The organism is Bacillus sp. m3-13 (assembly GCF_000175075.1).
GTDB lineage: Bacteria > Bacillota > Bacilli > Bacillales > Bacillaceae_I > Sutcliffiella_A > Sutcliffiella_A horikoshii_C.
The window spans coordinates 81,848-96,243 of record NZ_ACPC01000017.1 but is presented as its reverse complement, the minus strand read 5'-3'; the positions used below and the strand labels follow the sequence as shown (position 1 = coordinate 96,243).

The following is a 14,396-nucleotide window of genomic DNA, read 5'->3' as shown; positions in this document are numbered from 1 at the left end:
CTGTTTGGATATTAAAAGTTCACAGATAAATAATGTTATAGAATAATCTGTAAGTCCCCGTATATAGCCAACTAAAATATTGTCCTTCCACACAAAAAGTAATATTCGAATTATCCCATGCTTGCTTTGTTAATGTTTCTTTTGACACAAGATTGTTCCAATTTTCTTCTAATTAGCTGATAAACATGGGGAAAATCAATTTCTTTATATTCTTTGACTTCTAAGTATTCTCCATTTCTAAATTGAAATTTCATTTATTTGTTCCCCTTGTTTATATTAGATAGGACTGATCCCTAATCACTACAGTCTTAGGTTGAAACCTAATTAACACATTAGACGAATCTAAGTTTTGAAACCTCTGATCCCATTTAGATTCATCTTTGCCAAGATATTTCGAAATGATTTTATATGCTATACCTGAATCAAAAGGCTCTACACTTCCATTTCCGCGGAATCCTGCATGGTGTACTTTACCCGTAGTAAAATCAAAGTCTACTATCCCAATGGCACACTTTGAGTTATTCTGAATTCTTTTTGGAAAGGTATCGTTAGCAGTTCCAATTATCCATAACTCATTTTCCTCCCAATGAAACCAAACAGGAGAATCTTTGGGGATATCCCCCTCAATGGTTGCCAGATGAGCAAACAATGGTTTCTCTAGCATTGCTTCAAGGTCAAAGCTTCTCTTTTTATCTCGGATAATTTGCAAACCTCCCCACTCCTATCTTTCTATAAGGTATTCCTCTAAATGATGCTCTTCTATAATTTCAACGCTTCGTTTTTTCTCTGCATAAGCAAGAATGTGTTCCTTAATATTCGGATATAAAATCACCTTGTCCAATTCGGTTAAAGGAATCCATTTCACTCCTGTTTGATTGGGGTCTGGGTTAGCTGGCAATCTTGGTATACAGCCTTCTGGTACGTTACATTCAAACATTAACCCCAGTGAGTGCGTGCCTCCGTACTTGTTGTTGTTTAAGTGAGGGGCATATTCATAAACGAATGCCAATGATCCAACTTCCACATCAATGGACGCTTCTTCTTTAGCTTCTCTTTTTACAGCTTCCTTTAGCGTTTCACCTGGCTCTGTTCCACCAGCAGGTAAATTATAATGCAATCCATTTTCGTCATTAAATTCTATCAATAATATAGAAGCGTTCTGAATGATTAATGCACCAGCTCTTACTCTAATATGAAATGACATGTATGTAGTACCTACCTTTTTTTCGTTTACTTTAAATCACTTGGAATAGTTGCCACTTTATCGTTTTGTATTACCCAAGAAACAACCGTTGTACTGTCCCGTACGTTTTTAGATTTAATGTCTTCTAGTAGTTTCCTAACTCCGACCGCAAAAGTATCGACATTCTGAAACACTCGGTAAATATTTTTTGCTTCACTATATGAAGTATTCGGACATTCAACTAACCCGTCAGTCGTCATGAAAATATGATTTTTTCCAGTTCGTAGTTCCTTCACACCCGTGCTGTAACAAGGAACATCCTTGTTGAAAGTACTTTCTTTCCCGACCCATTCAAAGAAGCTGCGATGATTCTGTTGATATTCCCCTAACCGCTCAAGTTCAGGGTGATTCAGTAGCAATAAGCAGTCTCCTATCGAGAACCACCATAAATAGTTGTCTTTGCGGAAAGCAAATAAACAGGCGGTCTCTCCTTGAACATTCTTACAATCCAGTATGAAACTTTCGCTTTGAAAGATATCCAGCACCAAGTCACTTAAACTTGTAAATAAATCTTTTACCGGCAATGTAAAAATGGCTAAAAACCTTTGTTCATTCTTTTCAACTGTTGAAATAACCAACTCTGCACTTTCTGCTGTAAAATGAGCATCTAGTAAAATCACAAACTCCCAATTTTTTTCATTACACCAGATTAAACAACCATCCTCATTTTTATTTTGTCCTGCAGTGGAATTCCCGCCAAAACGACCGAGAACAATCTTCTCCCCAACTTTCAATACACTGATTTCGTCCACAAAATGTTTCTTGCTTCCTACCCAACTCAGTTTGTTTACCACTGTTGCATCCCCTCTTAACTCCCTAAATACTTTGTTGGAAGCTCTTCTTCAATAAGTTTTTTCTCAAAATAAACTTTGTATGCTTTTGCGCTGGGCCTTGAACTAACAATATGCTCAAGTTTATTGTTCACATAATGGAGCGCAACGCCGTCATCGGTTGCTATACCTGGAATAATGTTCTTATTTGCCACCAATTCTTGATAAGACGGTCTCCTTTTTACTTCCCCATCATAATGAGGACAATTACTACCTTCTATGAAACCTAAGCACTGAATTGGTTCTAATACATCCCCAAAGGAATCCGTCACACCTTCTTGAAACCAACAAATGGACCCTGCACTAATACCGGCAAGTAAGACACCTTTTTTATATGCCTTTTTCAGAATGACGTCTAGCCCCCATTCTTTCCACAGTATTAATAGATTTCGAGTATTACCACCTCCGACATAAATGATATCTTTGTCTAATAAAAATGTTTCAAAATCCCTTGTAGGTGGGTTAAAAAGTGAAAGATGGGATGGTACACATTCCTGCTTCTCAAAGAACTGATAAAACCTAGCAATATAATTATCAGCGTCACCGCTTGCAGTTGGGATAAAACAAATTTTTGGTGTGGGCTTTCCTGTTTGTTGGAGTATATAGCGATCTAACAACGGGTTTTCAGGTTCCATGGAAAAGCCGCCTCCACCGAGGGCGATCAGTTGTTTCATACTTTATTTTCTCCTTTCACTTTTAAAAGGTGCATTTTGTTTCACCTAGGAAGATCCGGTTCGCATAAATTCATCAATAAATTCCATAATTAAACTATATAAAAGAATACAGATTGGAAATAAATTTACTATTAAAGAAAAGATCCTTTTAGCTAAATGTTCTTTGCTGAACATTGAAATGATGCTTAACGGAATACTAAACACGGAACTCAGAAACATAAGTATAGTCAACATATTTATGATAGACACTGTTCTATCGTTTAAAGTTATCATTGAAGTGAAAATAAATATAAAAACAAAAAAAATCGTACTTATTGCCATAATGAACGAAATCTTTGTGAATATATTTAGATTTTTTCTTTCCAAAAATCTCACCTCTTCAATGACCTCATTTAAATATGGACTCTCTTCAACGAAGCTGCACTTTTTTTGAAAAGAAGTTCAGTTTATATATTAACATAAAATCCCATAATTTCCCCTTATTGATTGTGTATTCAGAATAAACTTGTATTTTAACATACAAAAAGCACTGCAAATTAGCAGTGCTTATTTCTTGAATTTTGTGTGTTTAAGGAGATGTTTATGCCACTGGTAAGGGAATAGGGGATTTAATTAGGAGCTTTTCTCGAGGAGACTTTAAACTTCTGAATTTTTCTCTAACCTATTGACCCTAAATTCCAATTTGGCGTTTTTCTCAATAAGAAGATCTGTATCAAATTCAGACGAGTTGAGTCTTTCGTTTGTGGCGTTAAGTCGTAAATCAATCTTTTTCATATCACGTCGGTATTCATCTTTATATTGTTTGAACTCATTCTTTAACGTGCTAACATCATTCTTTAGTGTACTAACATCATTCTTTAGTGTACTAACATCACTCTTTAATGTACTAACACCGCTCTTTAATGTACTAACATCGCTCTTTAATATATTAACATCGCTCTTTAATATACTAACGTCACTCTTTAATGTACTAACATCACTCTTTAACTGGCTTATGTCTACCTTCATCTCATTGATTCCTTGCAGAATTTGTTTTAACAGTTCATTTTCCACTTTAGCTCACCTCCCTTTTCGTTATTATAGCATGACTATAAGATATCATGTACAAATCTTAAATGTTTTATAGGTAAAAAGACTTAGTAATAACTTTTAGAATAATACAAGATCAAGTTAACATAGTGTTTTATAAGGAGATGTTCTATCCCAATTTTTACACAAGCTTCAACCAAGGGGCTGATTGCTTTGTACAAGAATAAACATAAACAATTAATCATATTTTTAGGTATTTTCCTTGTGTTGTTACTTGTTGTTAATGTTGTCCGTCACGTCCGAATTTATATTGTATATAGTTCGGGTGTAGGTCCATTCATTTTGGGAGGACTAATCATTTTGGCAATAGTTGTTCTTTATGTTAGAAGGTGAAAATATTGTTCCTAATAAAAAACAGGAAGGATAACTGCTCCCTCCTGTTAACATTAAAATTGAATACTAAAATGCCTCTAACTTCACATGCTCATCCACAATCAACGTCGGCTCCGTCGTGTTCTGGATATCCTCCACTGTAAAGCCGCTTGCAACTTCCACAAGCTTTAAGCCCTGTTCAGTTACATCCATTACCGCCCGGTCTGTGATGATTCTGTCCACCACACCTTTACCCGTCAAAGGCAAGGTGCATTTCTTCAATATCTTTGCTTCTCCAGCTTTATTGACGTGATCCATAATGACGATGATACGTTCAGCACCGTGCACAAGGTCCATTGCGCCTCCCATGCCTTTGATCATTTTGCCTGGGATCATCCAGTTGGCAAGGTCACCATTTTCACTAACTTCCATGCCACCTAAAATTGCGATATTCACATGACCGCCACGAATCATCGCGAATGATTCAGCGCTGTCAAAGTAGGCTGCTCCAGGGATAGCCGTTACGGTTTCTTTTCCGGCATTAATTAGGTCTGCATCCACATTCTCTTTTGTTGGATATGGCCCAATACCTAAAAGGCCGTTTTCTGATTGCAGAACTACCTGTTTGTTATCGGATATGTAATTCGCCACAAGAGTGGGCATTCCGATTCCAAGGTTCACATAGTAGCCATTTTCTATTTCTTTTTCAGCTCTTTTTGCTATTTTTTCACGGTTATTAATAGTTGTCATCGTTTGTTCCCCTCCTTGCTAGTCTCTTGTGGTAACACGTTCGATTTTTTTTTCTTGCTGACCTACGATTAGTCGTTGAACATAGATGCTTGGTGTCTGAATCAGGTTTGGATCCAAGTCACCGATCTCTACAAGCTCTTCCACTTCCGCAATGGTCACTTTACCAGCTGCAGCAATCATTGGGTTAAAATTTCGAGCCGTTTTGTTGTAAATGAGGTTCCCCATTTTATCGGCCTTGGTTGCTCTCACTAAACTGAAATCCGCACTGTAAGCTTCTTCAAGCAAGTATTCTTTTCCGTTAAATTCACGGACTTCCTTGCCTTCCGCAATTGGTGTCCCTACTCCCGCTGGTGTATAAAATGCAGGGATTCCTGCTCCGCCTGCTCTGATTTTCTCCGCAAGCGTACCTTGTGGTGTTAGCTCTACTTCAAGCTCACCAGATAAAACCTGACGCTCAAATTCTTTATTTTCTCCAACATAAGAACCAATCATTTTCTTGATTTGTTTGTTTTTCAGTAGAAGCCCAAGGCCCCATTCATCTACACCACAGTTATTGGAGATGACCGTTAAATCTTTAACCCCTGTTTCCACAAGTGCAAGAATTAAGTTTTCCGGTATGCCGCACAATCCGAATCCGCCGACCATAATCGTTGCACCATCATGAATGTCTTTTACCGCTTCTGTAAAGGATGTATAAATTGGTTTCATCTTAAGTTGCACCTCTCTCTTTATATGTTTTCTACAATGGTAGCGACACCTTGGCCGCCGCCGATACATAATGTTGCAAGTCCTTTTTTCGCTTCACGGCGCTTCATTTCATGGATAAGTGTCACTAAAATTCTAGTTCCACTGGCACCGATCGGGTGGCCTAATGCTATGGCACCTCCATTGACATTTAACTTTTCAGGATTGAACTGCAATTCTTTACCCACAGCAAGAGCTTGAGCTGCAAAAGCTTCGTTTGCTTCTACAAGGTCCATTTCTTCCATGGACTGGCCGCCTTTTTCCATCGCTTTTTTCACAGCAGTGACAGGACCGATTCCCATGATGCTTGGATCTACCCCACTGCTTGCGTTGGCAACGATTCTTACAAGCGGTTTGATACCAAGCTCTTCCGCTTTTTCCTTGCTCATTACCACTACCGCCGCAGCTCCGTCATTAATCCCAGACGCGTTTCCAGCTGTAACAGAACCATCCTTTTTAAAAGCAGGACGCAATCCGCCAAGCTTTTCTGCTGTGGTTCCTTTTCTAGGATATTCGTCTGTATCTATCGTCAGAATTTCTTTTTTCTTTTTCACTTCTACTGGTACGATTTCGTCTTTGAACTTGCCGTCTTCGATTGCTTGGACTGCTTTCTGTTGGCTGTTTGCAGCAAATTCATCTTGTTCTTCACGTGTTAATTCATATTTCGTGCAGAGGTTCTCCGCTGTCACTCCCATATGGTAATCGTTGAAGGCGCAAGTCAAACCATCCGCCACCATAGTGTCGACTAACTTCTGATCGCCCATTTTGAAACCGTCACGAGCACCTTTTAATAAGTAAGGAGCCTGAGACATATTTTCCATTCCACCGGCAACGACAATATCTGCATCCCCAGCTAGGATTGCTTGTGTGGCAAGGTGAACTGCTTTCAGCCCTGATCCACAAACTTTATTAATGGTCATGGAGGACACTTCTTGTGGTAGTCCTGCTGCCATCGCTGCTTGTCTTGCAGGATTCTGGCCAAGACCTGCCTGCAGTACATTCCCCATGATTACTTCATCTACACTATCTGGTGCAAGCCCGGCTTTTGCGAGCGCTTCTTTAATTACCACTGACCCTAACTGTGGAGCGGAAACATCTTTAAATGCCCCACCAAAACTTCCAATCGCTGTTCTGACAGCGCTTACAATAACTACTTCTTTATTCGACATAATTTCCTCTCCTCTCGACTGATTAATTTCTAGATTCATGTCGAAAATCCTTCTTTTTTTATAAAATTTCTATTATTCTTGCTTTTAGCACCCTCTATTCCATAAAATTAAAGATGGGAGAAATTATTCGTGAAGGGGGAAACAACGATGAACTTGCCATCTAATGCAACCATTATCGAAGTAGGTCCGCGTGATGGATTACAAAATTTGAAAACTTTTGTACCGACGGATGCGAAAATCGATTTTATTACAGAATTGAAGAAAGCGGGAATTCCAGAGATGGAGCTAACATCCTTTGTCTCTCCAAGGTGGGTACCACAAATGTCAGACGCCGCTACTATCATTGAAAGTTGCAATGATAGTGAGACTAGAAATTTTGTGTTAGTACCAAACCAAAAAGGCGTTGAGAGATTAAGAAGCACCTCTTGTAAAAATGCCGCTGTGTTCGTTGGGGTAAGTGATACTTTTAATAAGAAAAACATCAATAAAACCACCGAAGAAAGCTTGGTGGAATTGGAACCTTTAGTAAGGGAATTAAAAGAAGAGGGGTACTTTGTGCGTGCTTGTATTTCCACTTCGTTTTATTGTCCATATGAGGGGAAAGTAGCAATGGAGGATGTTGTTTCATTATGTAAGCGCTTTGTTGCTTTTGGTGTGGATGAGTTGAGTGTTGCTGATACAATCGGATTGGCGAATCCTAAGGAATCCTTTCAACTTTTCTCTGTTTTAAAAGAGGAATTAGATGACGTAATGTTAACAGCCCATTTCCATAACACCCGCGGTATGGCTCTGGCAAATATTTTTGCAGCCCTTCAAGCAGGTGTGGATCGATTTGACACGTCAGCAGGCGGACTTGGTGGATGTCCGTTTGCACCAGGCGCATCCGGAAATGTTGCAACAGAAGACGTCGTCTATATGCTAGAACAAATGGGCATTGAAACAGGGATCAACTTGAAGCGTGTTGTAAGAGCATTAGAGAACCTCCTACCACATTTAGATAAGCAATATGAAAGCCAATATTATAAACTTGTACAATCGAATGGAACTGCTGTCCCTCCTGGTGTATAAATTCCCGCTTCCTTACTCACATTAAATAGGGAGAATAAGGAAGGGAGAGACCTATATGTCCAAGCATAATAACCATAGTGGTCCAAGCCAAAAGGGTCAGCCTAACGCTGAGAGCGCGAAGCAAGTTGTTTCTGCTGAAGAAGTGGAACGCGCGAGCCATCCGACAAAGCGCCAGAATTCGGAGCAATAAAATAGTCTCTTTGATGGAAACTGCAGTGGTGCAGTTTCTTTCTTTTTGGCCTATGAGTCCTGATAACTCCGAAATCATGCAAACATTGTGCTCATTGAACTCCTATGAAACCCGGTAACTCCGAACTCACGTCAACATTGTCCTCGTTGACCTCCTATGGAACCCAGCACCTCTGAAATCACGTCAACATTGTCCTCGTTGAACTCCTATGAAACCCGGTAACCCCAAAATCACGTCAACATTGTCCTCGTTGAACTCCTATGAAACCCGGTAACCCTGAAATCACGTCAACATTGTCCTCGTTGAACTCCTATAAAACCCGGTAACCCCGAAATCACGTCAACATTGTCCTCGTTGAACTCCTATAAAACCCGGTAACCCCGAAATCACGTCAACATTGTCCTCGTTGAACTCCTATGAAACCCGGTAACCCCGAAATCACGTCAACATTGTCCTCGTTCCTATCTATCAACTCCTAGGTGCAAATAACATGACACCCACACCAATCAAGCAAATCGCCGCTCCAACCCAATCATAAAAATCTGGTGTCTTTCTATCGACGCCCCATCCCCACAGTACGGAAAGAATAATGAACACTCCCCCATAAGCAGCATATACCCTACCAAAAGAAGGGAAACTTTGAAACGTGGCTAAGACACCATATAGCGCCAAGGCAATTCCACCAGCTAATCCCAAGTATGCAGACTTCCCTTCTCTTAGCCACAGCCATATCAAATATCCCCCACCAATTTCCGCTATTCCAGCCACGATAAAAAGTGCAAACGCATGAACCAAAAAAAACACTCCCTTATATTAATTTCAATTCTACCAACCACAACTTCAAATAAGGTCTAAAACAAAGTATCCAAACATATTTTGTAAAAAGTGTTATAAGAGCGAGCTCCTATAACCCATTCTAAATGAAACAGGTGAGATCTCTATGTATTTCGTTTATTTTATGGAAAACAAGAACGTTGTATTAAGTCAGTACCGCAAAGAGTTCCCAAATGTGGATGAGGAATTAAGGATAAAGGGAAGAAAAGGGAAAGTCTTAAGTGTAACTCATGTTGATGATCATCACATTAATGTTCACGTGGCCTTAGAGAAAGTAGTAAAAAAAGGATTTGTGGACTTATCGAAAAAGAAGAAGAAATAGGTTCTAAGTATGGAGGTTCTCAATACAAGAACCTCTTTTTTTGATTCTATTTGATCGAACATCTTACCAACATGGTAAATTGTCTAATAGAAAAGTTCTATTTGATCGAAGCACCTTCCAAACTTACCAAACTGTCTAATAGAAACTCTCTTCCTACCTCATATCCTTATACCAACGAGGAATACTCTCCCTAAAATCATCATGATCCCTCATCACATCCATCGCATAGCTGGACAATAGTTCATACTGTTCGTCTCCCATTTTCTTACCCCACACGAATGATGAAACTACATGCATAGCACTATAAAGAGCAAATAGCTTCCAAAATTCCTCACTTATTTTTTCTCCAGCATTATAGCCATCAATGGCACCAATGGAAAAAGGAACACTTACTTTTATACCAAAAAAGCCGAGTTTTTGTAAGTCATGTATGGGATCTCCCCAGTCCATCCTCTGAAAATCAATAAACCCATTGAATTCCTTCCCCTTTACAATAAGGTTGCAAGGGTGAAAATCATCATGCTGGAATCTGTTAGGACGGCCTTCCATCAAGTACTCATTAGATTTTATATAAGTGATAACTTTACTTATAACCCCAGTGTCTAAATCTTCTAGTAGCTTTAATTGCTCTATGTATCTGTCACTTTTTCTTTTCTTATGTATGTTCCATGGTTCAGTACCTTCCGGTGCAGGATACTTATGCAATTTTTTCAATTCCAACCCCGCCTGAAACCCAACAAGATACTGCTCCCTTTCAGTCAAATTACTTAGCGCCTCTTCCCCATCCTTACCTGGCAGATATGTCAGTACCATATAAGCTAACTCAAGGGTTTCCTGTATAGCAAATTCGATTGCTTTTGGCACAAAATTCGAGAGTGAAGATAACCTATTAATTGTGTCAAATTCTTTCTTTCTATCAGTTGCATCTTCAATAGGAAAAAGACGGATAAGGTACTTGTCATCAATTACGAACTTCTGATCGTTGGAAAAACCCTTGGTAAGCCGTTGGATACTGTTCGCTTCTCTCATGAACGGAATTTTTTGCTCCATAACTTTAACCAATTAACCACATCCCCCTTTTTAACAACGTATGGATATTATATTATCCCTTATTACTCTATATCGGTCCATAAGATTTCTAAAAAATTACCACTACAACGAGGACAATAATTAAAATAATAATGAAAACTCCTGTAACCTTCCAACTCACAGCTCCTACAAGGTCAACCAGTCTACCGACCATCCCACGAGTCAAACCGTCGTTAAACGCCCCACCCGGATTCTTTTCCCACTCCTTGTGTTTCAATCTTTCCCTCTTCCTCTCGGCACTTTCCTTTTCTTCCACTTAGAAAACCTCCTTATCATGTCCAATATTTCTTTTATATTCATGTTATAATTAAGTGAAAGTTCCGAAAATAAAATATAATAAACGAGGTGTTTAAACATTGGCTGCTCTACTTACATTGCTAGGCGACATTTTCGCTGCTATTGCTACTTCTTTTACACGCAACAAGAAAAAGAAAAGAGAAAGAATAATTCCTCTTATTCTTCCTCCCATTCTACTTCCCGCTCCAACTCTTTAATCGTCTTTAAATGATCCTTGTCGCTCACTATTTTATAATAATCATCAATATACTCTTTTCCTACAATTATTTGAACGTTGCCTGTTTCCATTACATTATCCTTTTGGTTAGATACCAAAATATTAAGAACATAATCTGCTCCACCACGTTCCTTGTTGATATCCCTTTTTAAGTCAAGACCTGACAAGTCTTTCAATATCTCTTGAATTGTCTCCTCTTCTTCAATCAGAACTCTTTCCTTGAATGAATAGGTACTTCCCTCAAATTCAAGCTTCCTAATTTCCAAACTCCGTATCTCACTATCTTCATGGACATCATTAAGCACCGCAGCATCAGATGTTGTGGAAATCATTTGATCATACAGATAGTACCCTCCTAAAAGTACCACCAATACTACAGATATTGGTCCTATCCGGCTTTTGCGAAGTAGTAGTTTAACAGCTCCGACCAGTAATACCCCAAATACAATCAAACTAATAAGAAACTTTAATGTAAGAACACTGTCAACCATCCAAACTCCCCTTTTTATTGTATTTTCTATTAATTTATAAAAATTTTAACATAAAATTACATATTTTATTAGGGCACAACGCTTTTCTTCTGATATTGCCTTCTGGAATTTAAGGGTGTAAAATAAAATCTAATTAACTTAACAAGGAAAGTGATTATGGTGGGAAGACTTCTATATATAATAATAGCTATCTTATTTCTTTCCTTTCCTTCTTTGGCGTATGGAGAAGTTGCACATTCTTTTCCATTATCCAAGGATACGATATCAACGTATAGTGACATGCAAATTGAACCGGCTGTACAGACTCCTAGTTCAAATGGCTGGCAAAAAAAGAAGAAGGACATTACGAATGAATCAATACCTTCATTTTCAATAGACGTTCATCATCTTCCAAACGAGCATTACATCAGAAAAGATATTTTCGTAAAACCCCACCTTTTTCTTACACCATACTTTTACCAAGGTGGCTATCTCTCCTTTAAAGTGATTTAGATACGTATTAGATACTAAATCACAGAGAAGAGGAAAGATGATGAATCAAAAAACGGAGTTTCAAAAATCCATGGAAACTTATGCGTTTTTAATTGCAATAACAGGTTTCTTTCTTACATCAATCGTAGTTGCAGCGTTGGTAACCGACCAAGATATATTTTCAATGTTACCGAGATTTTCTTGGGATATGATAAATACTTGGGACGAAATATTTAATAGGTAAAATAATAAAGTCGACTTGATAAGGGATATACTCCCAAAACAAGTCGACTATTTTTAATCTATCTATGTTGATCAATTAAGATAGGGTTCCCATCTGGATCTTCTATTGTAAGGCTTGCCGGTCCCTTAGTTGATTCATTTGCTTCTGTCAGGATCTTAATTCCTTTCTCTTTAAGGGTCTTTTGAAGGACTCTGACATCTGTAAATTCATCCAAGCTCTCTGCATTTTGATTCCATCCTGGATTAAATGTTAAAATATTTTTCTCAAACATCCCTTGGAAAAGCCCAATAACACAACTTTCATTTTTCATAATCAACCAATTATGGCTGATTTCCCCTCCCAACACTTCAAAACCGAGACACTCATAGAATTCTTTTGATTTGTGGATGTCTTTTACTGTTAAACTGATTGAAAACGCACCTAGTTTCATCGTTCCTCCCCCTGGATAGGAATTACCTAACCGTAATAAAGTTTGCTCCCTCTTATTATAGCAACAACTTAGAAAGAGAAAGTAGAGAATTTTCATTCTACTTATTTTATAATAATCTTTAGGGGGAGATAAAAATGAATTTTACATATGAAGAAGTACCTATTGATAGATTAGAAATGTGCAAAGAAATTTGTAATGAGTTAATGGTATACCAGAAATCATTGGCGTATATTACACCTGAACGTTTCGATAACATGACATATGAAACCAGATTAATTCCCTCTGTAGAAAAAGCTCAGCATAATTATTTGGTGGTAGTGAAAAATGAGGATGAAGTTATTGGCTATGTTTACTCAAACATTTCTCCAAAAGAGGTCTATTCGTCTGAATTTGCTACTTTTTTTGACATGGAGTCCGTTGAGAAAACGCACGTTGGATGCTTGTCTCAATTCTACATCAAGGATAAATATCGCCAATACGGAATTGGTTCAAAGCTGTTTTCCATGTCAATGGATTGGCTTAAAACTTTCAATGAAGTAGAAGATTATTTTATCTTTGTTTCAAATGGGAACGAGCAGGCACTGGAGTTTTATAAACGCAAAAGTTTTTTTGTAAGTCATGAGATTTTAGAGGGGTTTATAATGGTATTAAGAAACAGGAGTAGCAACTAATAATGGCTACTCCTGTTCCTTCAAGTCCTTCTGATCTACATTAAATTCAATCAAATTATTGGAGGGATCCATACAAAAGATTTGTGCAAAACCGCTTTTGCTATGAGGTTTTTGCACTATTTCAATACCTTTACCTTTTAAAAATTCCACCGTTTGATAATAATCATCTACTCTGATGGCAAAATGACCATCTCTACTGTCAATTTTATTTTCACTTCTCAAGGTTTCCGCTTCTTTATTTTGAATTAAATGAAGCTGAGAATTCCCTACTTGATACCACGCACCAGGAAAATCAAAGTCTGGTCTTTTTAACTCAGAAAAACCAAGAAGTGCCCCGTAAAAATATTTTGCCTCTTCAATGTCATCCACCGCAAGGCTCACATGATGCAAGTCTGATATTTTCATTTTTTGTACACGCCCTTTCTAAAAATAATAATGCTAGTATATCACTAATTACTTTTTACCTAACGAAAAACCTTCAAATACCCTACCACCATGCAGATCCAAAATATTCTCCACAATATGTATAACTCTTCTCTTATCATTGGTTGTATAAAATAAGTCAAAAGCTTCCGTAAAGGCCACTGCATATTCTTCATCATATTCTGCAAGAGAGCGAAAAACCCATTTGGAAGAGCCGATCCACCTATTGTTAGTTCTTAAAACAAATTCTGCTGCAAGTTCAGCCAGTTTCCCCGCAACAAATATTCCTTCGGATCGATTCGTTGTGCCAATAAAGTCATCTAGTACATCGGTGAGAAAATATTGTTTCAACTTAATTGTTGCCTTGTCCCATTTTTCTGGACCAGCAATTAAAAGCGTTTCTGCTTCCTGTTTTATCCCATCTAAAATCCCCTTGTCCTTTAGAACGATTCCCTCTGAAATCATTCTCGGCAAACATGGACGTGCCCTTTCGCAATCGCTTTTGAAAAAGGCTTGATAGGAGTCTAGGTTATGACAGAATAATTCAATCGGCCATCCTAGCTCGACGAAGGATTCTCTGTATGAAGCTGATAACTTTTTATCAAAGACCACGATATCCAAGTCTGACGTGGCGCTTTCCTGACCTCGCACCACACTGCCAGCAAGTATGGCGCCTTCACACTCAGGAAAATGTCTTTCAATGATTTTCTTTGCAGCTTTCGTTGCAGGTAACCTATGTAGATGATCTACGTTCATCCTTTAAACACCTCTCTTCTCAAAAGCATATCATATAAAAACAATTTTTTAGATAAATTCCCTCCATCTTCCGCCCTCCCAT

At 38.2% G+C, this 14,396-nt stretch carries 22 protein-coding genes; 6 read left to right on the top strand and 16 right to left on the bottom strand.

Annotated elements, in window-relative coordinates; all coding sequences use genetic code 11:
- Positions 1–110: 110 nt before the first annotated feature.
- From M313_RS25800 to M313_RS0108785, 9 genes are all read right to left on the bottom strand, one after another.
- Positions 111–254, bottom strand: a complete 144-nt coding sequence (locus tag M313_RS25800) for a hypothetical protein (protein ID WP_010194337.1) — start codon at positions 252–254, stop codon at positions 111–113.
- Positions 255–271: 17 nt separating this feature from the next.
- On the bottom strand, positions 272–709 hold the full coding sequence (locus tag M313_RS0108825) for a pyridoxamine 5'-phosphate oxidase family protein (protein ID WP_010194336.1): 438 nt from the start codon (positions 707–709) through the stop codon (positions 272–274).
- Between the two features lie 12 nt (positions 710–721).
- Positions 722–1,204: an NUDIX domain-containing protein gene (locus M313_RS0108820; protein ID WP_010194335.1), complete on the bottom strand. Its 483-nt coding sequence runs from the start codon at positions 1,202–1,204 to the stop codon at positions 722–724.
- Between the two features lie 26 nt (positions 1,205–1,230).
- Positions 1,231–2,037 (bottom strand): PP2C family serine/threonine-protein phosphatase, encoded by an 807-nt coding sequence (locus tag M313_RS0108815; RefSeq protein ID WP_010194334.1) that lies wholly within the window; start codon positions 2,035–2,037, stop codon positions 1,231–1,233.
- Positions 2,038–2,051: 14 nt separating this feature from the next.
- Positions 2,052–2,747, bottom strand: a complete 696-nt coding sequence (locus M313_RS0108810; protein WP_010194332.1) for a Type 1 glutamine amidotransferase-like domain-containing protein — start codon at positions 2,745–2,747, stop codon at positions 2,052–2,054.
- 636 nt (positions 2,748–3,383) lie between these two features.
- A complete protein-coding gene (locus M313_RS23155; RefSeq protein WP_010194328.1) occupies positions 3,384–3,800 on the bottom strand; it encodes a CCDC90 family protein in 417 nt (138 codons plus the stop codon).
- A 435-nt stretch (positions 3,801–4,235) separates the two neighbouring features.
- Entirely contained in the window at positions 4,236–4,898 is a 663-nt protein-coding gene (locus M313_RS0108795) for a CoA transferase subunit B (RefSeq protein ID WP_010194327.1), read from the bottom strand.
- 18 nt (positions 4,899–4,916) lie between these two features.
- Complete coding sequence (locus M313_RS0108790; RefSeq protein WP_010194325.1) at positions 4,917–5,606, bottom strand: CoA transferase subunit A; 690 nt, start codon at positions 5,604–5,606, stop codon at positions 4,917–4,919.
- Positions 5,607–5,626: 20 nt separating this feature from the next.
- Positions 5,627–6,811 (bottom strand): acetyl-CoA C-acetyltransferase, encoded by a 1,185-nt coding sequence (locus M313_RS0108785; RefSeq protein ID WP_029326406.1) that lies wholly within the window; start codon positions 6,809–6,811, stop codon positions 5,627–5,629.
- A gap of 147 nt (positions 6,812–6,958) precedes the next feature.
- On the opposite strand from M313_RS0108785, the gene M313_RS0108780 reads away from it, so the two are divergent.
- Together M313_RS0108780 and M313_RS26620 are read left to right on the top strand one after the other, a co-directional pair.
- Positions 6,959–7,879, top strand: a complete 921-nt coding sequence (locus tag M313_RS0108780; protein ID WP_010194321.1) for a hydroxymethylglutaryl-CoA lyase — start codon at positions 6,959–6,961, stop codon at positions 7,877–7,879.
- Positions 7,880–7,934: 55 nt separating this feature from the next.
- Positions 7,935–8,069: a hypothetical protein gene (locus tag M313_RS26620; protein WP_010194319.1), complete on the top strand. Its 135-nt coding sequence runs from the start codon at positions 7,935–7,937 to the stop codon at positions 8,067–8,069.
- Between the two features lie 468 nt (positions 8,070–8,537).
- Here the strand turns inward: M313_RS26620 and M313_RS0108770 are convergent, their stop codons facing one another.
- Positions 8,538–8,864 (bottom strand): YnfA family protein, encoded by a 327-nt coding sequence (locus M313_RS0108770; RefSeq protein WP_010194318.1) that lies wholly within the window; start codon positions 8,862–8,864, stop codon positions 8,538–8,540.
- A 145-nt stretch (positions 8,865–9,009) separates the two neighbouring features.
- Between M313_RS0108770 and M313_RS0108765 the strand changes: the two genes are divergently transcribed.
- Positions 9,010–9,225: a hypothetical protein gene (locus M313_RS0108765; protein ID WP_010194315.1), complete on the top strand. Its 216-nt coding sequence runs from the start codon at positions 9,010–9,012 to the stop codon at positions 9,223–9,225.
- 153 nt (positions 9,226–9,378) lie between these two features.
- On the opposite strand, the gene M313_RS0108760 is transcribed toward M313_RS0108765, so the two are convergent.
- From M313_RS0108760 to M313_RS0108750, 3 genes are all read right to left on the bottom strand, one after another.
- Positions 9,379–10,287, bottom strand: coding sequence for an aminoglycoside phosphotransferase family protein (locus M313_RS0108760; protein WP_010194314.1), 909 nt, complete (start codon positions 10,285–10,287; stop codon positions 9,379–9,381).
- Between the two features lie 76 nt (positions 10,288–10,363).
- Positions 10,364–10,570 (bottom strand): DUF6366 family protein, encoded by a 207-nt coding sequence (locus tag M313_RS0108755; RefSeq protein WP_010194312.1) that lies wholly within the window; start codon positions 10,568–10,570, stop codon positions 10,364–10,366.
- 197 nt (positions 10,571–10,767) lie between these two features.
- The gene (locus M313_RS0108750; protein ID WP_010194310.1) at positions 10,768–11,319 is read right to left on the bottom strand and encodes a hypothetical protein; all 552 of its coding nucleotides are present in this window, start codon (positions 11,317–11,319) and stop codon (positions 10,768–10,770) included.
- A 156-nt stretch (positions 11,320–11,475) separates the two neighbouring features.
- Here M313_RS0108750 and M313_RS0108745 point away from each other — a divergent pair, with 156 nt between their 5' ends.
- Positions 11,476–11,811 carry a hypothetical protein gene (locus M313_RS0108745; RefSeq protein ID WP_010194309.1) on the top strand — a complete coding sequence of 112 codons (336 nt, stop codon included), beginning with the start codon at positions 11,476–11,478 and terminating at the stop codon, positions 11,809–11,811.
- 37 nt (positions 11,812–11,848) lie between these two features.
- Entirely contained in the window at positions 11,849–12,034 is a 186-nt protein-coding gene (locus M313_RS0108740; RefSeq protein WP_157182441.1) for a hypothetical protein, read from the top strand.
- 58 nt (positions 12,035–12,092) lie between these two features.
- Here the strand turns inward: M313_RS0108740 and M313_RS0108735 are convergent, their stop codons facing one another.
- Entirely contained in the window at positions 12,093–12,464 is a 372-nt protein-coding gene (locus M313_RS0108735; RefSeq protein WP_010194304.1) for a VOC family protein, read from the bottom strand.
- Positions 12,465–12,598: 134 nt separating this feature from the next.
- Between M313_RS0108735 and M313_RS0108730 the strand changes: the two genes are divergently transcribed.
- Complete coding sequence (locus M313_RS0108730; RefSeq protein WP_010194302.1) at positions 12,599–13,135, top strand: GNAT family N-acetyltransferase; 537 nt, start codon at positions 12,599–12,601, stop codon at positions 13,133–13,135.
- Between the two features lie 6 nt (positions 13,136–13,141).
- Here M313_RS0108730 and M313_RS0108725 read toward each other — a convergent pair whose 3' ends face one another.
- Both M313_RS0108725 and M313_RS0108720 read right to left on the bottom strand, forming a co-directional pair.
- The gene (locus tag M313_RS0108725) at positions 13,142–13,540 is read right to left on the bottom strand and encodes a VOC family protein (RefSeq protein WP_010194301.1); all 399 of its coding nucleotides are present in this window, start codon (positions 13,538–13,540) and stop codon (positions 13,142–13,144) included.
- 48 nt (positions 13,541–13,588) lie between these two features.
- Entirely contained in the window at positions 13,589–14,314 is a 726-nt protein-coding gene (locus tag M313_RS0108720; protein WP_010194300.1) for a nucleotidyltransferase domain-containing protein, read from the bottom strand.
- Positions 14,315–14,396: the final 82 nt, after the last annotated feature.